This window comes from Methylorubrum rhodesianum, from assembly GCF_014199985.1.
Taxonomy (GTDB): Bacteria; Pseudomonadota; Alphaproteobacteria; order Rhizobiales; family Beijerinckiaceae; genus Methylobacterium; species Methylobacterium rhodesianum.
The window spans coordinates 190742-212950 of record NZ_JACHOS010000010.1; the positions used below are offsets into that span (position 1 = coordinate 190742).

Consider the following 22209-nt stretch of genomic DNA (forward strand, 5'->3'; position numbering starts at 1 on the left):
GACGGATATGGCCTTAGGCCGAACGCGGCAACGGACCCTCCGAGGATCGACGGTTTCAAATGATCGGCAAGCTCAAGGGGATCGTCGATTCCTACGGCGAGGATTTCGTGATCCTTGACGTGAACGGCGTCGGCTACGTCGTTCACTGCTCGGCCCGCACCCTGCAGCGCTTGCCCAAGCCTGGCGAGGCCACGGATCTGGCGATCGAGACGCATGTGCGCGAGGATATGATTCGCCTCTACGGCTTCCGCTCCGACGCCGAGCGGGAGTGGTTCCGCCTGCTCCAGACCGTGCAGGGCGTCGGCGCCCGCGTGGCGCTCGGCGTGCTGTCGGTGCTGGAGCCGGCCCACCTCGCGACCGCGATCGCCACTGGCGACAAGGGCGCGGTCGCCCGCGCTCCCGGCGTCGGCCCGCGCCTGGCCGCCCGCCTCGTCGCGGAACTGAAGGATAAGGCGCCCGCCTTCGCTCCGGTCGATCCGGCCCTCGTCGCCCTGACCGGCGCGGTCGAGGACAGGACCGCACCGCAGCCGGTCGCGGACGCGATCTCGGCCCTGGTCAATCTCGGTTATCCCCAGGTGCAGGCCTCGGCCGCCATCGCCGCCGCCCTGAAGGGCCTGGGGGAAGGTGCCGACACTGTGGAGGCCAAGACGCTGATCCGGCTCGGCCTGCGGGAACTGGCGCGGTAGGATCGGAGAAGACCGCCTCACCCGCCCTCGTCGAAGGGCGGCGGCTGCAGGCGCTGCCAGGCGGAGGCGATCCGTTCCGGCCTCACCCCGAGCGCCTCGGCGCAGGCGAGCAGCGACGGTTTGTCGCTCATCACATGGTCGAGAACGGCGCCGAGAAAGCCGGGATCGTGCAGGCTCTCGCGCAGCGTTCCGGGCTCCAGGCCGCTGGCGGCCACGAATCGGAACAACCGATCTTCGTCGGCGGCGAGCCATCCGAGCACATCGATCGCGAGACGTTCGCTCGCGCCATCACTATGATCAAGTTTGCGTTTCATCAACGAGTGGCAGTTTAAGAGAGTACGAGGGCCGGGCCACGGGTTGGAACGCCATCGCGACCGGGCCGGAGCAGGTCATGAAGAAAACCGTTCTCATCGTTGAAGACAACGAGCTGAACATGAAGCTCTTCAACGATCTGCTGGAAGCGCACGGCTACGCGACCCTCAAGACCGCCAACGGTATCGAGGCGATTGAACTGGCGCGCGCGCACCACCCAGACTTGATTCTGATGGACATCCAGCTTCCCGAAGTCTCGGGCCTGGAAGTGACAAAATGGCTCAAGGACGACGACGACCTTCGTAACATTCCCGTGATCGCTATCACCGCTTTTGCAATGAAAGGCGACGAGGAACGCATTCGTGAAGGGGGTTGCGAGGCTTATTTGTCCAAGCCGATCTCGGTTGCCAAGTTTTTGGCAACGGTCCGCCGCTACATTGGCGATGACGGCGCTCCCTGAGACCTCTACGGACTGAATGCCGTCGCGGTCGTGAAGGCCGCGCATCGGAGGAACGATGTCCGCTCGCGTCCTGATCGTGGATGATCTCTACCCCAACGTACGGCTGCTCGAGACGAAACTGTCTCTCGAGTATTTCGACGTGGTCGTGGCGATGAACGGCCCCGATGCCCTGGCGATCTGCGAGAAGGGTGCCTGCGACGTCGTGCTGCTCGACGTGATGATGCCGGGGATGGACGGCTTCGAGGTTTGCCGCCGGCTCAAGTCCAACCCCGCCACCGCTCACCTGCCCGTGGTCATCGTGACCGCCCTCGACCAGCCCGCCGACCGCCTGCGGGGTCTCGATGCGGGAGCCGACGACTTCCTCACCAAGCCGATCGACGACACCGCGCTGATGACGCGGGTGCGCAGCCTGGTGCGGCTGAAGGCCGTGACCGACGAGCTGCGCTCCCGTGCCCTGGCGACGCGCGAGATCGGCGGTCCCGATCCGCTGGTTCTCGCCGCTGCCGATACCGGCGAGGGCGCGCGCATCCTCCTCGTCGAGGACCGGCCGAGCGCCATTGACCGCATCGGCACGGCGCTTTCCCAGCACCATCAGGTCACCGTGGAGAGCGATCCCCATCGCGCCCTGGTGCGGGCGCCGGACGGCGGGTTCGATCTCGCCCTGGTCAGCCTCGACCTCGAAGGATTCGACGGTCTGCGCCTGTGCAGTCAGCTCCGCTCGCTGGAGCGGACCCGCAACATGGCGCTGATCATGATCGGCGAGATGCACGAGCGGGCCCGCATCACCCGCGGCCTCGACTTCGGCGTCAACGACTACCTGCTGCGTCCGGTCGACCGCAACGAGCTGATCGCCCGGGTGCGCACGCAGGTGCGGCGGCGGCGCTTCTCGGAGACCTTGCGCGGCGCGCTCCAGGCCTCGATGGAGCTCGCGATCACCGACGACCTGACCGGCCTGCACAATCGGCGCTATCTCGACCGCCATCTCGGCCCGGTCTTCGGCGAGGCGGCGCTGCAGCAGAAGGGCCTCGCCTGCCTGCTTCTCGACATCGACCGCTTCAAATCCATCAACGATACCTACGGCCACGAGGCCGGCGACGAGGTACTGCGCGCCTTCGCCGACCGCATCCGCCAGTACGTGCGGCCGATCGACATCCTCGCCCGCTACGGCGGCGAGGAGATCGTGATGGTGGTGCCGGGCGCGGAACTGCCCGATGCCCGCGCCATCGCCGAGCGCATCCGCGAGCGGATCGAGGCGACGCCCTTCGCCATTGAGGGCGGGACGCGCGACATCGGGGTGACGGTCTCGGTCGGCGTCTCCGTGCGGCGCCCGACCGATTCCAGCCCGGCCGACCTGCTCAAGCGCGCCGACACCGCCCTCTACCGCGCCAAGTCCTCCGGCCGGAACCGGGTCGAGGCGGCGGCGGCCTAGTGCGCTGTCCGGCCAAGTGGGCCGGTTCGCCGTGAGAAGGCGCGTCGACGCCATGACTTTGGGACACCGACCTGACGCAACCGGGTCGGGCACGGGTCCAGTGCGTCGTCCGTGAAGCCGGGCCGGCGGCGACCTGATGCGCCGATCACGTCGCTTCCGCTGCGGCTAACCCCTTCGGAATCCCGCATTCGGCCTACCTTTGGGCTCTGAGGGCGGGCCGATACAGCGTCGCGTCAGGCGCCTTCGCGCTCGGGTACCGGCAGTCCGCCCGCCGCGGCAGGTGGCGGAGCCAAGCCGAGCAGCCGCGCGATCTCGTCGCCCTCCGCCCCGCCGAGCAGGTCGGCCAGGGTGTAGCGGTCCAGCACCGCCAGGAAGGCCGCCAGGGCCTCCCCCAATGCCCGCCGCAGGCGGCAGGGCGCGGTGATGACACAGGCGCCTACGGCGAAGCATTCGACCAGTGCGAGGTCGTCCTCGGTCGCCCGAACCACCGCGCCGACGACGATCTCGGCAGGGGGCTTAGCGAGCCGCAAGCCGCCGCCTCGCCCACGGATCGTCCGGATCAGACCGAGCCGGCCGAGCTGATGCACCACCTTGGTGAGATGGCTCTCGGAGATCGCGTAGGCCCGTGCGATCTCGGCGATCGAGCTCTGCCGCGGCTCGCGCATGCCGACATAGATCAGGGTGCGCAGGGCGTAGTCCGTGTAGCGGGTCAGACGCATGACGGATCCGATGGGTTCATAAGGTACATTTCAGTTGAATCTTTTAGAGCAGTACGGCAAAAGGTGCGCGTCGAATGGATCTTTGGACTCGCCCATGCCCGCCTCGCTCTCGCCGCAGACCATCGCCGTCGTCAAAGCCACCGTTCCGGCCCTCGAGACCCACGGCCTCGCCATCACGCGGCGCATGTACGAGCGCCTGTTCCAGAACGACGAAATCCGCGATCTCTTCAATCAATCGCACCACGGTGAGACCGGATCGCAGCCGAAGGCGCTTGCCCTCGCTGTTCTGGCCTATGCCCGCAACATCGACAATCTCGGTGTGCTGACGGGCGCCGTGGAGCGCATCGCCCAGAAGCATGTCGCACTCAACATCCTGCCGGAACACTACCCCTTCGTCGCCGACGCCCTGCTCGCGGCGATCCTTGACGTGCTGGGCGAGGCGGCGAGCCCCGAGATCCTCGCGGCCTGGGGCGAGGCGTACTGGTTCCTGGCGGAACTGCTGATCGGCCGCGAGGCGACGATCTACCGGGATCAGGCGGCCAAGACCGGCGGCTGGAATGGGTGGCGCGACTTCGTGGTCGAGAGCGTCACTCCGGAAAGCGAGACGATCCGCTCGTTCGTGCTGGTCCCGGCCGATGGCGGTCCGGTCTTGCGTCACGAGCCGGGGCAGTATCTCGGCTTCCTCATCGACCTTCCGGGCCGGGGCGTGCTGAAGCGGAACTACTCGATCTCCTGCGCCCCGAACGCCCGCGCCTACCGCATCACGGTCAAGCGCGAGGCCGGCACGGACCAGCCGGCCGGCCTCGTCTCGAACTGGCTGCACGCGCAGGCACGGCCCGGAACGGTTCTCAAGGTCGCCGCCCCCGCAGGCGACTTCTTCCTCGACCGTCAGAGTGCCGAGCCGGTGGTCCTCGTCAGCGGCGGCGTCGGACTGACCCCGATGATCAGCATGCTGGAGAGCATTGCGGCCGAAGCGCCGGATCGCCCGGCATGGTTCATCCACGGCGCCCTGAACGGGCGGGTCCACGCCATGAGCGAGCATGTGCGCGGTCTCGTCGCGAACCGGGCAAACCTGTCGGCCCGCACCTTCTACGCCGAGCCGGATCCTCAGGACCGACCCGGCGCGCATTTCGACGAGGCGGGGCTGATCACCACGGATTGGCTCGTGGCGAACACGCCTTCGGAGCGGGCAACCTACTATCTGTGCGGCCCCAAGCCGTTCCTGGCCGCGCTGACGCATGGGCTCACCCGCGCCGGCGTTCCGGCGGAGCGGGTCCGGTTCGAGTTCTTCGGCCCCGCCGACGAGCTTCTGGAACAGGCGCCGAAGCAGGCGGCCTGAAGCGCCGATGAGGCCCCCCGCCGCAGGCCGGTTCAGCCCGCGCCGGGGTCGGTCTCGTTCCCCTGGGACGGCACGCCCGGCTTGCCGTCGGTCTTCTCGTTCGGATCCTTGACCGCGTCGGGGGCGCTGTTGGCGGGCTTTGCCCCGTCCCGGCGCTCCCGATCCGGCTCGCGGTCGTCCCCGTTTTGCCCGTTCATTGTCATGCTCCCTCGGGAATCCGGCGCAGGGGCCGAGCCGGTCAAGACCGCTTGGCCCGGTCGGGCTCGCCCGCGACGGGCTCCCCCTCGCGGGGACCGGCGGAGGCCTTGCGGTCGGAATGGCCGCCGGAGGAGCCGCCGAGCGCGGGCGGCGTGCGTCCCGCCGTCTCGCTTCCCCGACTGTCGCTCCACTCGCCCTGCCGCTCGGCATCCGAGCGTCCCCCGGATCCCTGGCCGGTGATCGCCGCCTGCTCGGCCGTCTGATGACCGCCGCCGGCCGGACGTGGACCGCGCGAGCCGACGGCTTCGTCGGGTTTGCGGGTGCCGGTATTGCTCAGGTCCTCGTCGGGCCGGTTCTCATTTCCCATCACGGCTTCCCTCCGACCCGCCATGGCGCGGCGGTTCTTCCTGGCCGACGGCGGCGGTGGCGCGCTCGATCGCCTCCTGTGCCGTCGCATCGGGCTCGGTCCGGGAGGACGGATTGGAAATCCGGCGCAGATTTTCTTCGGGTGTTTCCGCCTCGGTCTGATCCACCGCGTCCCGAGAGGCGCCGGAGCGATCCGTGCCGGAGGCGATGCGCGCGGTCTCGGCCGTGCCGTCGGGATTGCTCTTCAGGTCCGCCTGGGTCCGGGAAGGCACGCCGAGGTCGAGCGAAGAATCGGTGCCGAAATTCTGGCCGTTGCGGTCCGCGTCGGCATCGAACTCTCTGAGCGACGGCCGGTCGGGAGCAGTCTGCGACATCATCATCCTCCAGATCTGACCGGGACAACAACCCGGGATCGGAGGAGTTGCGGTGCGGGGCCGTCGCAGCCCCACACCGCCTCTCGAATGTTAGCCGATTCCCTCGAACAGCACCGAGGAGATGTAGCGCTCGGCGAACGAGCAGGCGACGGTGACGATGCGCTTGCCCTGGAACTCGGGACGGCCCCCCAGTTCCAGCGCCGCAGCGACGTTGCCGCCGGTCGAGATGCCGCCGGGGATCCCCTCGAACTTGGCGAGGTCCCGCGCCGTGTCGATCGCCTGCTGGTTCGAGACCTTCAGGACGCCGTCGAGAACGTCGGTGTGCAGATTGTCCGGGATGAAGCCAGCACCGATGCCCTGGATCTTGTGCGGGCCCGGCTGGCCGCCGGAGATCACGGGGCTGTCCACCGGCTCCACCGCGAACACCTTGAGGTTCGGCAAGCGGGGCTTGAGCACCTCGCCGACGCCGGTCACCGTGCCGCCGGTGCCGACACCCGCCACGAAGGCATCGAGCCGGCCCTGCGTATCGTTCCAGATCTCTTCCGCGGTCGTCTTGCGATGGATCTCCGGATTCGCCGGGTTCGAGAATTGCTGCGGCATCACCGCGCCGTCGATCTCGCGCAGCAGCTCCTCGGCGCGGGCGATGGCGCCCTTCATGCCCTGCGGCCCGGGGGTCAGCTCGAGCTGCGCACCGAGGAAGGCGAGCATCTTGCGCCGCTCCAGCGACATCGTCTCCGGCATGACCAGGATCAGGCGGTAGCCGCGGGCGGCGGCCACGAAGGCCAGCGCGATGCCGGTATTGCCCGAGGTCGGCTCGACGAGCGTACCGCCGGGCTTGAGCCGGCCGGAGGCTTCGAGCGCGTCGATCATGTTGACGCCGATGCGGTCCTTCACGCTCGAGATCGGGTTGAAGAATTCGAGCTTGAGCAGGATCTCGGCATCGACGCCCCGCTCCTTGGTGAGCCGGTTGAGGCGCACGAGCGGCGTATTGCCGATGGTCTCGGTGATCGAGCCGTAGACGCGGCCGTGTCCGGGCTTCCGGACGTCCGGGGTGGAGGTGTCTGTCATCGTCTGTCCGCTCCTTGAGCGCTCCCGTGCCGATGCGGTCAACGGCCCGGCGCAGGAGCGCGCGCCAAAACGAGAGGCTTCGGCATCGGTCCAAACGCGGATGACCGGCACGGGGCTCGGCCCTTGGTCCAGGCCTTGGCCGGGTCCTTGACCCAGTCCTTGGCCGGGTCCTTGGCAAAGCCGATGCGAAACCAGAAACTTAGCGCTCCCGCCGAAGCGGTGGCCGCTGCGGCGACGCGTAGCCGATTTCGCAAGCTCCGTCGAGCTTCCCGCCCGGCGGATACCCACCTTTACACGTGAAGCGCACGGTTGAGCTTATCCGGAGAATTTTATTTTCTTTTTCCGCGCGCAAACGACAGTATTGTCATCTTCGATGCGCAGACTGAACAGGGCGGATACAAGCCGGCGCCGGGCCTCAGGCCCCGATCAGGCGGGTCGCGAGAATCAGGATGACGATCCCCGAACCGGTCGCGACGACCGCCAGGCTCGCGGCTGTCTCGTGGTGGGCGCGGACGAAGGCGTAGCGCGCTGCGGCGGTCGCCGACCGCACCCTCGGGACGACGCGCTTGTGAACCCGGCCGATCCGCATTCCGTCTCTCCGCGTGGACGGCCGCGCGGGGCGCGACCGAGGCGCACGAGGAAACGGCCCGGGAGCCTGACGGAAAGTGAACCCGGACGTTCGTCCGCGAATCATCGTCAACGGTGTCTTAACCGGGCGGCCGACAGGACATGGCGCCGGCGCGGCCGGTACGGTGTCCGGGCTCGCGGCCGCTACAGCGCGCGGTCGAAGCGCAGTTCGCCGTTCGGGCTGCGGATGACGAGCTGCGAGCCGTCGAGATCCCACTTGCCCGCCGTGCGCAGGGCGATGAGGAAGGCCTGCTCGGAGGCCGCCAGACCCTTGTCGCAGGTCTTCTTGGTGAGAGCCAAGGGACCGACGGCGAGGTGCTGCTCGCGCAGGGGGAATGCGGTGGCGGTGAAGGTGTTGCAGCCGCCGTAGCCGCGGGCGCGGTACTGCGTGTCGATGATGAAGCTCGGACGGTCGGCGCCGGTGAACGGCTTGCCGTTCATGCTGACCGCGGTCCACATCGAGCCGAGGGGGAACATCTTCTCCTGCGGCTTGGTCCCGGGGACGTATTGCGGCTTCTTCTCCGGCTGCTTGCCGGCGCCGAAGCCGGACGAGTTGCCGCCCATGCCCATCTGCGCCGTAGCCGGCGCGGCCGCGAACGCGGCAACCGCGCAGGCCAGCGCGGTGGTCAGCATCCTGTTCATCGTTCAGCCCCCTTTCTGCTCGGCTGCCTCACCCCGGAGCCCGGCTGGCCGCGCGCGGCGCGGACACGGCTCTCGACTCTTTCGCCCATTGCGGCGCGCAGGCTCCGAAACATTCGGGCCGCGGACCCGATCCTGGCATCTGGTTCTGGGCGCTAGGGGGAATCGACACAGATTCAAGCACAATTATGGTCAAGACCCGTTCAGGATCCGGTTCGACGGCGATCCTGCCCGATCCAGGCGCCGCAAGCCTTGTGCGCCAGGACGCTTCGCCGAGCGAGTCGGCGGTGAGGGCCGAAAGACCGTTTCTCACAAGCTTTGCCGAAACGAACCGGCCTCTCGAAGGGTTGATGGAGCGCCTGAGCGTTTCCGGGCCGCATCGTGAGGCGAAGCAACCCGGAGCGCGAGCGGCACAGGCAATGGCATGAGTGAGGAGAGCGGTTTGACCGGATCGGACGAAGGAGTGTCGAGCGGCGCCTCGCCCAACACCATGACGGCGCCCCAGTGCCGGGCCGCCCGCGGCCTGCTCGGCTGGTCGGAGACGGAGTTGGCCCGCCGTTCCGGGTTGGACGAGGGCTTCGTGAAGGGCTTCGAGGCCGGTACGGGCGATCCCGCCTCCGGCCAGGTCGAGGCCCTTCGCAGCGCCCTGATGCAGGGCGGCATCGTCTTCACCAACGGTGCCACGGCGGGCGTGCGGCTCTCCGAGCAGCAGCGGGGCGGCAACGAGGGGACGCGGGTCGATCAGCTCACCACCGAGAACGACCGCTGAAGGCGGGCGTCACCCCGTCGCCAGGGCCTTGAGGTCGAAATTCGGGTCGGCGGCCTGCTCCGGCGTCAGCCGCTTGGCCGAGGTGAGAAGGCGGCGCGCGGCCATGTGGTCGGCGGGGCGATCGACCGATTCGACGGCGCTGAGCGCGTCGTCGCGGAATCGGAACACCGAGAATCCGGCGCCAGCCCGGCGCGGGACGCTGGCGTCACCCGGCGCGGCGAGCCCGGCGATCTGGAGCTTGCGCGGCCCCTGATCGCTCCAGAACCACGGCACCGCGTCGTAGGCGGCGGGCCGTCCGGTGAGCCGGGCGGCGAGGCAGCGGCCCTGATCGACCGCGTTCTGCACCGACTCGATCCGCACCCGGTCGCCGCCGGGCATCCCCGCGGCGAAGCGGCTCGGGAAGCGCACGCAATCACCGATGGCGGAGATCGCCGGATCGCTCGTCGCCAAGAAGGCATCGACCTCGATGCCGTCGCGCACGGTCAGCCCGGCTTCCGCCGCGAGTTCCTGGTTCGGCACCACGCCGATTCCGACGAGCACGAGGTCGGCGGGCAGGCTCTGCCCATCGGCGGTCCGCACGGCGGCGACCCGTCCCGCCTCCCCCTCGAGGGTCGTCACGCCCGCCCCGAACAGGAACGTGACGCCGGCCTCCTCGTGGAAGGTGCGGAACGCCTCCGACGTTTCCGGCGAGACCGCCCGCGCCATCACGCGCTCGGCGGCCTCGATCACCGTGACGGAGAGGCCGCGGGCGGCGCAGACGGCCGCGAATTCGAGGCCGATGAAACCGGCGCCGACCACGACGATCCGGTGGCTGTCGGCGATCGCCGATCGCAGGGCATCGGCATCGTCGAGGGAACGGAGCTGGCGCACGCCCGCGAGATCGGCGCCCTGTACTGGCAGCGCCCGGTTGCGGGTGCCCGTCGCCAGGATGAGGTGGTCGTAGGCGAGGCGGTCGCCATCCGAGAGAAGCAGGCTGCGCTCCGCCCGGTCGATCGCCGTCACCCGTGTCCCGGAACGGTGGTCGATGCGATGCTCGGCGAAAAAACTCTCCTGGCGCAGCAGCAGGCCGCGAGCGTCGGTCTTGCCGGCGAGGTAGGCCTTCGACAGCGGCGGGCGCTGATAGGGGAGCGCGGCCTCCTCGCCGACCAGGGTCAGGCTCCCGGAAAATCCCGCCTCCCGCAGCGAGGCGGCGGCCTGGAAGCCGGCCTGTCCCGCTCCGACGATGACGATCCTCTCGATCGAGCCGCTCATTCGCCCGCCTCCGCGGGACTGCGGACGGCCTTGGGTGCGGGCGCCGGCAGAGACCCTTCCGCGAAGAAGCCGCCCGGGATAGTCGGCAGGAAGCGGCGCCCCTCCTGCGCGAGATAGTCCCAGAACGCGTCCGAGGCCGGGCCGAGCACCTTGTCGGCGCGGCGCACGACGTACCAGTCGCGCCGGATCGGCAAGCCTTCCACGTCGAGCAGGACGAGGCGCCCGCTCGCCAGCTCCGCCGCCACCGAGTGGCCCGACAGCAGCGCGATCCCGAGGCCCGCCATCACCGCCTGCTTCAGCGTCTCGTTCGACCCCGAATCGATCCCGAGCTTGGCTCGGCGGATCATCACGCCGCTCATGAACTCCTCGAACACCGAGCGGGTGCCCGAGCCCTCCTCGCGCACCAGGAAGGATTCCTCCGACAGATCCGCCCGCGTCAGGCCGCGCCGCCCGGCCATCGGATGGTCGGGGGCGGCGATCAGCACCAGCGGATGAGGCCCGAACGTCTCCGCCTCGATGGCGAAGTCCCGTGGCGGACGGCCCATGATCGCGAAATCGATGTCGTAGTTGCGCAGGGCCTCGATCGTGTCCTGGCGGTTGCCGACGGTGAGCGAAATCTCGACCTTCGGGTGGCTCTCCATGAAGCCGGCGATCACCTGCGGCGCGAAGTACTTCGCCGTCGAGACCACCCCGAGGCCGACCCTTCCGCCGCCGCCGCCCTTCAGGGTGCGCAGGCGGTCGGTGCAGGTTTCCAGCACGGTGTTGATGCTGTTGATCGCCCACAGCATCTCGCGGCCGGCATCGGTCGGCTTGAGGCCTGTCGGCGTGCGGTCGAACAGGAGGAGGCCGGCCTCCTCCTCGAGTTGGCGGATACGGGCGTAGAGCGCGGCGGAGGTGACGTTCAGCTCCTGCGCGGCCCGCGTCATGGTGCCGAGCCGCGCCACCGCGGCCACCGCCTGAAGCTGCTTGAGCGAGAGATTGCGCATGCCTCGTTTTTAGTTTTTTTGCGGGGCACCACAAGTTTTTTTAGAAAACCTTCGACAGCACTCCCCTGCCGTCTGGCGCTGCCGCCTCGCCGCAGAGTATCATAGTCTCCAACGGGCCTGCATGCCTCCGCGCGCGCATGGCCGGCAAGAACGCTGCGCAGGACCTGAACGTGTCACGCGGCCTCGACGGGAGCGAGCCTTAGAACGATGACGAAGCCCAACGGGTCATCCCTCGACGATCATCTCGACGCCGAGGTCGCGCGCGACGCCTCGCTGGCCGACACCGCCGCCACGATCCGGGCGCTGGCCGCCGCCGCGATCGACGTGAGCGAGACCGTGGGCCGCGGATCGCTCGCCGGCGACCTCGCCGCCCAGGGCGAGCATAACAGCGACGGTGACGTGCAGAAGGCGCTCGACGTGATCGCCCACAAGCGCTTCATGCAGGCGCTGGAACAGGCCCCCGTGGCGCAGGTCGCCTCGGAGGAGGCCGAGGACGTGGTCGAGCTGAAGCGCGACGCGCCGCTCGCGGTGGCGATCGACCCGCTCGACGGCTCCTCCAACATCGCCGTCGGCATGGTGGTCGGCACCATCTTCGGCATCCGACCGGTGACACGGGGCGAGGATCCGAACGCCTCGTTCCTGACGCCCGGCACCACCCAGACGGCCGCCGGCTTCGTCGTCTACGGCCCGGCCACCACCTTCGTGGTCACGCTCGGCAACGGCACCCGCATCTTCACCCTCGACCGGGCGGAGAAGGTCTTCCGCCTCACCCACGACGCGATGAAGATCGTGCCGACCGCCAACGAATACGCGATCAACGCCTCGAACGTCCGGCACTGGGACGGGCCGGTGAAATCCTTCATCGAGGATTGCCTGCGCGGCACGGAAGGCCCGCGCGACCGCGACTTCAACATGCGCTGGACCGCCGCCCTGGTGGCGGACGCGCAGCGCGTGCTGATCCGCGGCGGCGTGTTCCTGTATCCGGGCGACAACCGGAAGGGCTACGCGCAGGGGCGCCTGCGCCTCCTCTACGAGACCGCCCCCATCGCCTTCCTGATCGAGCAGGCCGGCGGCGCCGCCACCGACGGCCAGCACCGCATTCTGGAGCGTGTCGCCACCAAGATCCACGAGCGCTCGCCGCTGGTGTTCGGATCCACCGAGGAGGTCGAGTGCGTGGCCAAGTACTATGACGGGCGCCAGCCCAGCGCCGGCCGCTCGCCGCTGTTCGGCCAGCGCGGCCTGATGCGGAGTTGATCAATGGGTGCATAGTCCCCGGCCTATGGTCGGAGACGAAGCGTCCGGCGGACGACCGCCGCCGCGCATTCGCGCGAGCAGAAGGCGATGACGCGGGATCATCGCCTTCTGGAACCAAGCACTCGGCCCGATTCATCTGAAGAGCCATGTCGGCGCGTCACCCCATCATCTCGGTCACCGGCTCCTCGGGGGCCGGGACCACCTCCGTCCGCAACACCTTCGAGCAGATCTTCCGCCGGGAGGACGTCAGCGCCGTCTATATCGAGGGCGACGGCTTCCACGCCTACGATCGCGACACCATGCGCGCGATGATGGCGCACGAGCCGACGCTGAGCCACTTCGCGCCGCGGGCCAACCTCCTGCCCGAGCTGGAGGAGGTGTTCCGCAGCTACAGCGAGTCCGGCACCGGCCGCACCCGGCACTATGCCCACGACGACGCGGACGCGGCCCGCTACGGCGTGCCGATGGGCTCCTTCACGCCCTGGGAGCCGTTCCAGCCGGGCTCGGACCTGCTGTTCTACGAGGGCCTGCACGGCTGCGTCGTCGACAACAACGTCGATCTCGCCCGCTATCCCGATCTCAAGATCGGGGTGGTGCCGGTGATCAACCTCGAATGGATCCAGAAGCTGCACCGGGACCGCTCGACCCGCGGCTACTCGACCGAGGCCGTGACCGACGTGATCCTGCGCCGGATGCCGGACTACGTGCAGACGATCTGCCCGCAATTCTCGTGGACGGACATCAACTTCCAGCGGGTGCCGACGGTCGACACCTCGAACCCGTTCATCGCCCGCTGGATCCCGACGGCGGACGAGTCGATGGTGGTGATCCGCTTCAAGGATCCGAAGGGGATCGACTTCTCCTACCTCGTCTCGATGATCCACGACAGCTTCATGAGTCGGGCCAACTCCATCGTCATTCCCGGCGGCAAGCTCGATCTGGCGATGCAGCTCATCCTGACACCGATCATCATGCAGTTGGTGGAACGACGGCGGCGATTGGCTTGAAGCTTCCCGTCCTCGCGGGGCGAAACCGAAGCCATCCAGAGCGCGCTCTTCGGGGAGGTCGCGCCGCTGGATCGCTTCGCCGACGCTCGCGATGACGGGCGGGACCACGCCCCTCAGGCGCCCTCGACACCCGACAGCTCGACGGGTGCAGCCCCCCGCTCCCCATCGAGAAACGCCGCCACAGCTCGCGAAAACTCCGGCGTGCGCAGATAGCCGTAGGACTTGTGGGGGTTCACGCCGCCACGCGGGCGCCGGTAGGCATTGACCACCGGGCAATCGGTGACGCCGACGCCCGCCGCGTTCGGGACATAGGCCTCGGCCAAGGTCGTGCCGACGGTCGCCAGATCCTCACGGTCGCCGAGATTGCTCCAGCGGGCGACCGCGTACGGCACCTGCAAGGCGCCGTGCTCCTCGGCCAGCCGATGCTTGATTTCGGCGAGTCCCAGCGGCGCACCCATGGTGACGAAGTGGGCGATCCGCGGACAGCGCCCGTCGCGCTCGAGCTGCCGCAGCACATCGTAGGCGATCAGCGAACCCATGGAATGGGCCGCGATCAGCAGCGGCCGGTCCGCATGCTGCATCAGCGCCTCCCGCAGCCGCTCGCGCGCGGCCTCGCGAAACGTGCCGTCCTCGTAATAGCCCCACAGGTCGTCGAGCCGGTGCTCGATGATGAAATCGTCGAGAACGAGGTGCCCGGTCTTCTCCTGCGCCCATTCGACGATGCGGTAGAGCCGGTCGGTCAGGGTCGGGGCACAGGCGCCATCGGCACTCGGGAACGGCCCCCTCCCCCGGGCGGGGTAGTAGGGCTCCCGGTTGTGGTCCTCGGAGAGCGGCGCGTCGTAGCGCAGGTCGGCCCAGTAGACGAATTCGAAGGACAGATCCCCCGGATCCTCCCCGAGATTGCGCCGCAGACCCTCGCGGATCGCGGCCGCCCACCACGCCTGCTTCTCCTCCTTCGGCGGCTTGTTGGCGAGGCCATGGATGCCGAGGATGAGCGGACGGTCCTGCATCGGTCGGGAAGGGGGGCCTTGCGCGTCGTCGGTTGCCGGCTCAGGGCCAGCGTCGCAGGGCATATAGCGCGCGGACCTCGGCGGTCCGCGCGACAAATCGGCAGCAAGGTTCCCCTGCGGGAAATCTCCTCACCGTCAGCGGTAGGGAGCGATCGCTGAGGACGTGCGGGCGCTACGCGCCCATCTTCTCCACCAGCGCATCGGAGAGCGCAAAGTTGACGTAGACGTTCTGCACGTCGTCCTGGTCCTCGATCACCTCGACGAGGCGGATCAGCTTCTCGCCGGTCTCGTCATCGACGTCGATGGTGTTCTGCGCCTTCCAGATCAAGCCGGTGCGGCGCGGCTCGCCGAAGCGGGCCTCCAGCGCCTTCGAGACCTCGCCATAGGCATCCTGGGCGCAGGTGACCTCGTGGCCGTCGGTATCCGAGCGCACGTCGTCGGCGCCGGCCTCGATGGCGGCCTCCAGCATGGTGTCGGCGTCGGCGACGTCGGGAGCGAAGGCGATGACGCCGACCCGGTCGAACATGAAGGCGACGGCGCCGGTCTCGGCGAGGCTGCCGCCCGACTTGGTGAAGGCCGAGCGAACGTCGGAGGCCGTGCGGTTGCGGTTGTCGGTCTGCGCCTCGACGATCAGGGCGGCGCCGCCGGGGCCGTAGCCCTCGTAGCGGATCTCCTCGTAGTTCTCGCCCTCGTTGCCCGCCGCCTTCTTGATGGCGCGCTCGATGTTGTCCTTGGGCATGTTCTCGGCCCGGGCCGCAAGGATGGCGGCGCGCAGGCGCGGATTCATCGACGGGTCGGGCGTGCCGAGCTTGGCCGCCACCGTGATTTCGCGGGCGAGCTTGCTGAACACCTTCGAGCGGACCGCGTCGACGCGGCCCTTGCGGTGCATGATGTTCTTGAACTGGGAATGCCCGGCCATGGCGGGTTCGTCTTCTCGTTCGTGCGGGCGGAGGGCTCCTTCGAAGAGAAAGGATCCTCGACGTCGCGCGGGATTGTGTCGGGGGCTCCGCTTATAGGCCGCAGCCGCCCCCTGGCGCAACGCGAGGCGGTCACGGCGATCGAGCCCTCCGGCGTCACCCGCTTCTGCAGCATGGAGGCGATCGGGATCGGCGTATCGCCTCCTCTCTTCCCCTCGCGCCGTCCCTGGCCGGGATCGCGGTGGAGATGTTAAAAGGCGTACGCGAAGACCCGACGTCTCTTCCCGACCTCAAGTGGAACGTCTGCAATGCCGACGACCGAGACGGGCACGGCCGGTGACCCTCGCAAGCCCTGGCGCTTCGTCCTCGCCGCCTTGCTGGGGACGCTCGCCGGCGCGACGCTGTTCCCGAGACCCGCCAGGGGCGGCGCGAGGGACGATCTCAGGCCTGATCCTCCTCCAGCAGGGCCCGATAGCGTGCCGCCGAACGGCTGACGACGGTGCCCGCCTCCTCCGCGATATGCAGGCCGAAGGCGCCGTAGAGGCGCGCGAACGCCTTCGCTTCGAGCCGCGTCGCGATGCGGGCCACGGTGCCGCCGGAGAGCGGCAGCCGGTTCGGATAGCTCCACAGGAAGGAGACGCTCTTCCGATCGGCGCCGGGCTGCACGATGTCCCCGGCGAGGATCGCGCCACGTCCCCCCGCTCCGTCCCGCCAGTGCAGTACGGCGCCGCCGGGGAAGTGGCCGCCGAGGCGCATCAGGGTCAGGCCGGGCGCGAGATCGCGCTCGTCCTCCTCCCAGAACACGATGCGGTCGTCGGGGCGCATCACCCATTCGCGGTCGCGGGCGTGAAGGTAGACCGGCGCGTCGAAGGCGGCGGCCCAGTCCGGCATCGCGGTGTAATAGTGGGGGTGGGAGATGGCGATGCCGGCAAGGCCGCCGAGCGACCGCACCAGCGCAACCGTGGCCGGATCAAGAAGCGCGAGGCAGTCCCAGAGAAAGTTGCCCCGGGGCGTCCGCAGCAGGAAGGCGCGCTGGCCGATGCCGAAACGGGGCTGCGTCTCGATCTCGAACAGCCCGGGCTCGGCCTGCCGCCACGCATTGGCGTGAGCGGCCGCGAGCCTGTCGGGCGTCGTCCAGTCCTGGCCGGAGGCGGGCACGTATTGCCGCTCCTCGTCGCAGATCGGGCAGCGGCCGGGCGGGGCCGGCGCGTCCGGGAAGCTGGTCCCACAGGTGACGCAGATGTGGATCGTCACGGGCTCATCCCCGCTCGTGCCGGCAAGGTGATCAGTCGCCGCCCTGGCCAACCGCCGAGCCGGTGCCTTCGCGCGAGGATCCATCCTCGGCCCGCTCGGCACCCATGTCTCCCGGCTCGGTCGGGGCCGGGGAGCGGTGCCCCGGAACCGGCGAGGCGACCGGGCGCTGCTCGTAGGTCCGGGCACTCGGTGTCTCGACCGGATCGTCGGGGCGGGTCGCGTCGCTCGAGTTCACGGCCTGTCTCCTGGGTCTTTCCCGGTGAAGAGCCGCGCGATCGATCCGGTTCCCTCGTGGCGGCGCCCGCGGGAGCGGAGAACCGACCTAGCGCGAACCCGATTCAAGGGGCAGAACACAGGATCTTCCGCCGGATTCTTCTCCCCTGGCCCGGAAGAGGCGCAACCCGGACAGGCCCCACGACGATGCAGCGCTCGCTCCTTCTCCCTCACGCTCTGTGCCTCGGCACGGCAATCCTCGGCCTTGCCGCGACTGCGGCCTCGGCGCAGGAGCGGCCCTTCACCCCGTCCCTGACCTGTGCGGCGGTGCAGGCCATCGTCGCGCGGCAGCGCCGTGTCGTGCTCGCCACGAGCCCGAACGCCTACGAGATGGTGCATTTCGAGAGCGGCGACTGCCGGAACGAGGTGACCGCCCGGCCCGCCTTCGAACCGACTCTCGACGATCCGAACTGCTTCGCCGGCTACCGCTGCGTCCAGCGCAACAACGGCGAGAACACCGCGCGCTGAGGGTGGCGTGTCAGCCCCGCCGCAGCAGCCGCTTGGCTTCGGCCCGGGCGCGATGCTCGAACCGGGCAAGACGCAGGCGCCGCTCCAGGGAGATCAAGCCGGCGCCCGGCGGCAGCGCGACGATCTCGGCGATGGTCTCGCGCTCGGGATAGAGGCTTTCCAGCGCCGAGCCCGGCAGCGTCGCCGAATCGAGCCGCCCGGCAAAGCCGTCCGCGTGGAGGGCGCGGACGATGGCCTCCTCCAGCACCAGGCCGGGGGCCTGGGCCCGCAGGGTCTCGTCGTAGGCGGTCTTGAGCAGATAGGCGGTCCCGCCTGAGATCAGGGCGAGGCTGGCCGCGACGGTGCGTCCGTCGAGGCGCAGCAGGTCGGCCCGCACGCTCACCGGGTCACCCTGCGGCCGGAACAGGGCGCGGGCGAAGGCCTCCGTCTGCGGGCGGCTGCGCAGGGCCGTGCCGGCCTCGCCTTTCCAGCCGGCGGCCTCGACGGCGAGAAAATCCTCCAGCGCCCGCTCCAGCGCCGGCCCCTCCGTCGTGCTCTCGAGCGTGAGCGTCCCGGCCTCCTCCAGCCGGCGGCGGCGGCGGCGCAGATCCTTGAGGCGGCTCTTGTGCGGGTGGCCGGCGAGGAAGGCGTCGTGATCGGCGCGCCGGTCGAGAACCGGGCGCTCGAAGCTTGCGACGGTGCCGACCTGCCAGCCGGCCCGCTCCATGGCGGCGAGGAGCCCGGCTCCGGGTCGCCCCTCGGTGGCGAGCAGCGGCCAGCGCCAGGGACGCCCACCCGAGGCGAGCGCGAGGCCCTCGACCAGGGCGTCGAGTCGACCCTCCAGGCCGGGACCGTCGGCGACGAGCGGCGTGGTCGCGGTCACGTAGGGCGAGTGGAACGGCTGCGCGATCGCGGCACCCAGGCCGGTGATGTCGGGGCGCAGGGCGAAGGGCAGCAGGGCCGCGATCCGCCCGTCCTCGCGGACAATCACGGCTGAGAGGCGGGGATGGCACAGGCCGTGATCGCGGTGCGCCGCGACGACGGGCCGCGTGTAGAACGGATGGGGCGCGACGGCCCCGGCGGCCAGTGCGTCCCAGGCCGCGGCGTCCGCAGCGAGCGCGGCGACGGGCTCGACAGTGATCCGCGGCGATCCTGACAGGGAAGGGGCGCGGATCACCGGGCGGCACTCCGCCGGGACAACCCGACGACCGGCGTCGCGAGGCCATGGAGCGACCGCGCCCCGAGCGCCAGGACGAACCCGCGCAGCGTCTGGGCCAGCGCCACCGCGACCGCCGCTCCGGCAACCCCGAGCCAGGGGATCAGGACGAGGCAGAGCCCGGCGGCCAGGACCAGCATCGCCAGGGTGACCCCGGCGCAGAGCCGCTCGCCGCCGAGCATCGTCAGCACATCCTCGGCCGGGCCGAACAGGCTCGCCGCAACGCTGCCGGCGACGAGGATCGCCAGAACCGGCAGGCTGGCGCGAAACCCCTCGCCGAACAGGCCGAGCAGCATCGGCGACACCGCGACGACGGCCAGCCCGATCCCCGCCGTCGCCAGGAAGGTCCAGCGCGCCTGCAGGCGCACGAGATCGGCGAGGCCGGCCTCGTCGCCGCGTGCGCGGGCGGCGGCGAGGCGCTGGGCGGTCGTGGCCGAGGCCGCGTAATGCACGAAGGCCACGAATTGCTGGATGCGGGTCGCGGCGAAGTAGAGGCCGACCGCTTCCGGCGGCGCGAGGAAGCCGAGGATCACGACATCGACGAAGCCGAAGGCGCTCGCGGCGAGATCGCCCGCCGCGATCGGCAGGCAAGCGGCCAGCCACAGCCGCCAGCGGTAGAGGCGCGGCCCGTGCGACAGATGCCGCCGCAGGCGCGCCAGCAGGAGTCCCGCCTGGACGGCGGCGGCGAGGCCTGTCGCGGCGAGCGTGCAGGCGACGGCGACCCAGGCCTCGGCCGGCGCACCCGCCAGCACGGCACCGATCATCGCCACCATGATCAGGGCCTGACGCAGAAGGTAGGGCGGCGCGATGGCCAGAAGCGGCCAGCCCTGACTGCGGGCCACACCCTCGAGATAGTCCTGGAAGGCGAAGAGCGGCACGACGAAGGCCGCGACAAGAATGGGCGTGCCGTAGGGGCCGGCGAGCAGGCCGCCCTGCAAGAAGGCGACGGCAAGGCCGCCGAGCGAGAGGGCGAGCCCGCCGCCGAGGCTGGCCAGCGCCCCGCCGAGGAGGAAGCCGCGCACGCTGTCGAGCCGTCCCGTCGCCTGATCGGCGGGCAGGAACCGGCAGGCCCCCTGTGACAGGCCGAAGGTCGCGGTGTGGCCGAGGATGGCGATCCAGACCCAGACGGTGGCGAAGACTCCGTACTCCGCCCCGCCCATCATGCGGGCCATCAGGACCTGCGCCCCGTAGGCGAACCCGGCCGCGCCGATGCGGACCGCGAACACGCCGAGGGCGGCGACCGCCGCGGTGGCTCGCCCCGTCCGAAGGCGGACGAGAAGCGTCTCGATCGAGGATGGCGGGAGGCCGCCCGCGATCACCTTGTCCGCTGCCATGGGGCGCCATCCGAAAGGGCGCCGGGCGCGGGAAGGGCCGGCACGCTCGGGTCTCAGCCTAGGAAGCGCGGGATTTCGAGCGGGTTAAGAGGGCCTGACAAAACAGCCGTGGCGGGCTTACGGCTGCTTCGGGACCGGACTGGGACCGGGCGTTCCGGTCTGGGCCGGATCGGTCTTCGAGGTGTCCGACGTGGCGTGGTCGGCCGTCACCGCATCCCCTTTGCCCGGATCCTTGATCCCATCCTTCATGCCCTCCTTGGCCGATTCCGGCTGAAGCAGCGACAGGGTGATCGCCCGCGTGGCGTGCTCGGCCATGCAGCGCAGACCGAGATCGTTGAGCCGGAAATGACGGCCCAGCATATGCGCCTCGGTGGTGCGCTGGGTCGAGAGGAAGCGCATCGCCGCGTAGCGGTGGACCAGCGGCACCGCCTCGCGGCGAGCCACCTCCTGCACGGTGCGCACCATCTGCGTGTAGTAGGCGTCGTCGGCCAAGCTCTCGGTGAAGACGGGATCGATCAGCACGATGTCGATGCCGTGGGACTTCACCCACTGTACCGATTCGTCGAGCGCCTCGCCGAAGGCCTCGATGTCGACGCGGGCGAGGGCGTCGTTGGTGCCGACCTGCCAGACCACGAGGTCTGGCTCCATCTCGGCAACCATGGAGCGCAGCCGCTCGCCCGCCCCGCTCGCCACCTCACCGGGCAGGCCGCGGGCCTCGACCTCGACCTGAACGTCGGGCAGCGCCTGCTCCAGGGCGTTCTCCAGCTTCACCGGGTAGCTCGCGGATGCGCCGAGCCCCGCCGAGGACGAGCCGATCGAGAGGACGTGGATCGGCCGCTTCTCCTTCAGCGCGGCCTTCACCGCCTTGAGCCGCGCCAGGGTGTAGAGCTTCGAGCCGGGCACACGGCATTCGGGCGACAGGCTCTGATCCAGCGCCTCCACCGGCGCGGGTGACGAGGCCGCCGATGGTGCGGCCGGCATCGGCGCGGCGCCCGACGTCTCGCCCAGAGCGGGCGAGGCGAGGCTCAGGCCGAGGGAGAGGAGGACGGCGCGTCGGCGGGCGAGGCGGCGTCGGGTGCCTTGCGCGTCGGCCGCGGTCTGCGGGAACGCCATTCGACGAACCATGCGGTGAAACCCAGTGCGATCAGGCCGGAGCCTACGACCGAAATGTCAACGAAGATACCGCCGCCGGTTTGGAAGCGCACGAACTGTCCGGCGAGGCTCAACAGCGATCCCATCGAGAACACGGCGAGCGAATTGCGCCCCAAACCCGACAGGAAGCGGGCCAGGCGGCCGACATGCGGGGCGATCAGGGCGAAGACGCCCTGGAAGGCGAGCACCATGCCGCAGAAATGGACCAGCCGGGCGGGCGAGAGGTAGGTCTTGTCGAAGGTGAAGACCAGGCGCGGCTCGGGTGCCAGCATCGGATCGGGCCGCAGTTCCAGCACGGCCAGGACGACGCCGACCGCGACGATGACGATCCCGAGCGGCATCAGGCGCCGCCACAGGCGCTGCAGCCGCTCCGATTCCCGCGTCGCCTCGTTCGACAGGAACCCCAGCACCAGCAGGAGCTGCCAGCAGAGCGGGTTGAAGAACCAGTCGCCCTCCCCGGGCCAGGAGGGGAAGTTCCACTCGAAGACGAGACTCGCCCCGTAGAGCGAGAGCGAGAGCGCCAGCAGCAGCGCCCGGCTGACGCGACCGATCAGCACGACCGCCGGCGCGATGGCGATGAGCACCACGTAGAGCGGCAGGATGTTGAAGAAGCCGAGCTGGTGCGTGAGCAGCACGACGCCGACCATGGTCTGGATCGGGTCGGCGAAGAAGCCGCCGGCATTGTGCCATTCGAGGATCAGCGGATTGTCGAGATAGAGCGCGCACCCTGCGATCATCGCGAGCGCCAGCGCCATGATGGTGATTTGCGCGCGGTACACCTCGATCGTGCGCGACAGGAGCCGCAGCACGGTGGTGAGGCGCGGCTCCGGCAGGCCGTCGCGCCCGCGGGTGGCGAGCCCGATCGACCAGCCGGCGAGGAACACGAACAGCTCGGCGGCATCCGAGATGCCATATTGCGAGAAGGTGTAGCGCTCGAAGAAGTTGCCGGGGATGTGGTTGATGAAAATCGTCACCAGCGCGAAGCCGCGCCAGAAATCGATCGCGTTCGGCTCGCGCATCAGGCTCCACGGTCCGGCGGTGTGAGGGCGATGCGGCAGGGTCCCGGCCTCCCGCGCGGCGCGCGAAACGCCCGGCGCGGCGCCGTTCCGGGACCCGCGACCC

General features: G+C 69.7%; 26 protein-coding genes. 8 read left to right on the plus strand and 18 right to left on the minus strand.

Translation table 11 applies throughout. The features are described from left to right. Positions 1 to 59 precede the first annotated feature (59 nt). Positions 60 to 686, plus strand: a complete 627-nt coding sequence (gene ruvA / locus HNR01_RS16190; protein ID WP_183668615.1) for a Holliday junction branch migration protein RuvA — start codon at positions 60 to 62, stop codon at positions 684 to 686. Between the two features lie 17 nt (positions 687 to 703). Here ruvA and HNR01_RS16195 read toward each other — a convergent pair whose 3' ends face one another. Beyond that, entirely contained in the window at positions 704 to 1000 is a 297-nt protein-coding gene (locus HNR01_RS16195; protein ID WP_183668616.1) for a DUF3572 domain-containing protein, read from the minus strand. A gap of 77 nt (positions 1001 to 1077) precedes the next feature. Here HNR01_RS16195 and HNR01_RS16200 point away from each other — a divergent pair, with 77 nt between their 5' ends. Further along, on the plus strand, positions 1078 to 1458 hold the full coding sequence (locus HNR01_RS16200) for a response regulator (RefSeq protein WP_003599942.1): 381 nt from the start codon (positions 1078 to 1080) through the stop codon (positions 1456 to 1458). A 55-nt stretch (positions 1459 to 1513) separates the two neighbouring features. Then, positions 1514 to 2887 (plus strand): PleD family two-component system response regulator, encoded by a 1374-nt coding sequence (locus tag HNR01_RS16205; RefSeq protein WP_017487119.1) that lies wholly within the window; start codon positions 1514 to 1516, stop codon positions 2885 to 2887. Positions 2888 to 3120: 233 nt separating this feature from the next. Here the strand turns inward: HNR01_RS16205 and HNR01_RS16210 are convergent, their stop codons facing one another. Next, entirely contained in the window at positions 3121 to 3606 is a 486-nt protein-coding gene (locus tag HNR01_RS16210) for an Rrf2 family transcriptional regulator (RefSeq protein WP_183668617.1), read from the minus strand. A gap of 94 nt (positions 3607 to 3700) precedes the next feature. On the opposite strand from HNR01_RS16210, the gene hmpA reads away from it, so the two are divergent. Beyond that, positions 3701 to 4945, plus strand: coding sequence for an NO-inducible flavohemoprotein (hmpA, locus tag HNR01_RS16215; protein ID WP_183668618.1), 1245 nt, complete (start codon positions 3701 to 3703; stop codon positions 4943 to 4945). A 32-nt stretch (positions 4946 to 4977) separates the two neighbouring features. Here hmpA and HNR01_RS16220 read toward each other — a convergent pair whose 3' ends face one another. From HNR01_RS16220 to HNR01_RS16245, 6 genes are all read right to left on the minus strand, one after another. Beyond that, positions 4978 to 5142: a hypothetical protein gene (locus tag HNR01_RS16220; RefSeq protein WP_183668620.1), complete on the minus strand. Its 165-nt coding sequence runs from the start codon at positions 5140 to 5142 to the stop codon at positions 4978 to 4980. Positions 5143 to 5183: 41 nt separating this feature from the next. Beyond that, complete coding sequence (locus HNR01_RS16225) at positions 5184 to 5510, minus strand: hypothetical protein (RefSeq protein ID WP_017487115.1); 327 nt, start codon at positions 5508 to 5510, stop codon at positions 5184 to 5186. After that, positions 5500 to 5883, minus strand: coding sequence for a hypothetical protein (locus HNR01_RS16230; protein ID WP_183668664.1), 384 nt, complete (start codon positions 5881 to 5883; stop codon positions 5500 to 5502). The genes HNR01_RS16225 and HNR01_RS16230 overlap by 11 nt, the downstream gene beginning before the upstream one ends. Before the next feature lie 90 nt (positions 5884 to 5973). After that, positions 5974 to 6951: a cysteine synthase A gene (gene cysK, locus HNR01_RS16235; protein ID WP_183668622.1), complete on the minus strand. Its 978-nt coding sequence runs from the start codon at positions 6949 to 6951 to the stop codon at positions 5974 to 5976. A gap of 415 nt (positions 6952 to 7366) precedes the next feature. After that, on the minus strand, positions 7367 to 7540 hold the full coding sequence (locus HNR01_RS16240) for a hypothetical protein (protein WP_183668624.1): 174 nt from the start codon (positions 7538 to 7540) through the stop codon (positions 7367 to 7369). Positions 7541 to 7722: 182 nt separating this feature from the next. Continuing rightward, positions 7723 to 8220 carry an META domain-containing protein gene (locus HNR01_RS16245; protein WP_026105933.1) on the minus strand — a complete coding sequence of 166 codons (498 nt, stop codon included), beginning with the start codon at positions 8218 to 8220 and terminating at the stop codon, positions 7723 to 7725. A gap of 487 nt (positions 8221 to 8707) precedes the next feature. Here HNR01_RS16245 and HNR01_RS16250 point away from each other — a divergent pair, with 487 nt between their 5' ends. Further along, positions 8708 to 8986 (plus strand): helix-turn-helix domain-containing protein, encoded by a 279-nt coding sequence (locus tag HNR01_RS16250; RefSeq protein WP_026105932.1) that lies wholly within the window; start codon positions 8708 to 8710, stop codon positions 8984 to 8986. 9 nt (positions 8987 to 8995) lie between these two features. Here the strand turns inward: HNR01_RS16250 and HNR01_RS16255 are convergent, their stop codons facing one another. Next, a complete protein-coding gene (locus HNR01_RS16255) occupies positions 8996 to 10237 on the minus strand; it encodes an NAD(P)/FAD-dependent oxidoreductase (RefSeq protein ID WP_183668626.1) in 1242 nt (413 codons plus the stop codon). Continuing rightward, on the minus strand, positions 10234 to 11223 hold the full coding sequence (locus HNR01_RS16260) for a LysR family transcriptional regulator (protein ID WP_017487108.1): 990 nt from the start codon (positions 11221 to 11223) through the stop codon (positions 10234 to 10236). Before HNR01_RS16260 ends, HNR01_RS16255 begins: the two co-directional genes overlap by 4 nt. A gap of 207 nt (positions 11224 to 11430) precedes the next feature. On the opposite strand from HNR01_RS16260, the gene HNR01_RS16265 reads away from it, so the two are divergent. Together HNR01_RS16265 and HNR01_RS16270 are read left to right on the plus strand one after the other, a co-directional pair. Beyond that, the gene (locus HNR01_RS16265) at positions 11431 to 12477 is read left to right on the plus strand and encodes a class 1 fructose-bisphosphatase (RefSeq protein WP_183668628.1); all 1047 of its coding nucleotides are present in this window, start codon (positions 11431 to 11433) and stop codon (positions 12475 to 12477) included. Positions 12478 to 12623: 146 nt separating this feature from the next. Further along, entirely contained in the window at positions 12624 to 13484 is an 861-nt protein-coding gene (locus HNR01_RS16270) for a phosphoribulokinase (RefSeq protein ID WP_017487106.1), read from the plus strand. 113 nt (positions 13485 to 13597) lie between these two features. Here HNR01_RS16270 and HNR01_RS16275 read toward each other — a convergent pair whose 3' ends face one another. The 4 genes from HNR01_RS16275 to HNR01_RS16290 form a co-directional block, all read right to left on the minus strand. After that, the gene (locus HNR01_RS16275) at positions 13598 to 14494 is read right to left on the minus strand and encodes a hypothetical protein (RefSeq protein ID WP_183668630.1); all 897 of its coding nucleotides are present in this window, start codon (positions 14492 to 14494) and stop codon (positions 13598 to 13600) included. A 172-nt stretch (positions 14495 to 14666) separates the two neighbouring features. Then, complete coding sequence (locus tag HNR01_RS16280; RefSeq protein WP_183668632.1) at positions 14667 to 15413, minus strand: YebC/PmpR family DNA-binding transcriptional regulator; 747 nt, start codon at positions 15411 to 15413, stop codon at positions 14667 to 14669. Between the two features lie 439 nt (positions 15414 to 15852). After that, complete coding sequence (locus HNR01_RS16285; protein WP_183668634.1) at positions 15853 to 16665, minus strand: MBL fold metallo-hydrolase; 813 nt, start codon at positions 16663 to 16665, stop codon at positions 15853 to 15855. A 31-nt stretch (positions 16666 to 16696) separates the two neighbouring features. After that, a complete protein-coding gene (locus HNR01_RS16290) occupies positions 16697 to 16900 on the minus strand; it encodes a hypothetical protein (protein WP_183668635.1) in 204 nt (67 codons plus the stop codon). Between the two features lie 185 nt (positions 16901 to 17085). Here HNR01_RS16290 and HNR01_RS16295 point away from each other — a divergent pair, with 185 nt between their 5' ends. Continuing rightward, the gene (locus HNR01_RS16295) at positions 17086 to 17406 is read left to right on the plus strand and encodes a hypothetical protein (protein WP_017487101.1); all 321 of its coding nucleotides are present in this window, start codon (positions 17086 to 17088) and stop codon (positions 17404 to 17406) included. Between the two features lie 10 nt (positions 17407 to 17416). Here the strand turns inward: HNR01_RS16295 and HNR01_RS16300 are convergent, their stop codons facing one another. The 4 genes from HNR01_RS16300 to HNR01_RS16315 all read right to left on the minus strand — a co-directional run bounded on the left by HNR01_RS16300 (position 17417) and on the right by HNR01_RS16315 (position 22106). Beyond that, positions 17417 to 18559, minus strand: coding sequence for a GNAT family N-acetyltransferase (locus HNR01_RS16300; protein ID WP_183668665.1), 1143 nt, complete (start codon positions 18557 to 18559; stop codon positions 17417 to 17419). Then, positions 18559 to 19935 (minus strand): lipopolysaccharide biosynthesis protein, encoded by a 1377-nt coding sequence (locus HNR01_RS16305; protein WP_183668636.1) that lies wholly within the window; start codon positions 19933 to 19935, stop codon positions 18559 to 18561. The genes HNR01_RS16300 and HNR01_RS16305 overlap by 1 nt, the downstream gene beginning before the upstream one ends. A 117-nt stretch (positions 19936 to 20052) precedes the next feature. Then, a complete protein-coding gene (locus HNR01_RS16310) occupies positions 20053 to 21048 on the minus strand; it encodes an SGNH/GDSL hydrolase family protein (RefSeq protein ID WP_017487099.1) in 996 nt (331 codons plus the stop codon). Continuing rightward, positions 20961 to 22106, minus strand: a complete 1146-nt coding sequence (locus HNR01_RS16315; RefSeq protein WP_183668637.1) for an OpgC family protein — start codon at positions 22104 to 22106, stop codon at positions 20961 to 20963. The genes HNR01_RS16310 and HNR01_RS16315 overlap by 88 nt, the downstream gene beginning before the upstream one ends. Positions 22107 to 22209: the final 103 nt, after the last annotated feature.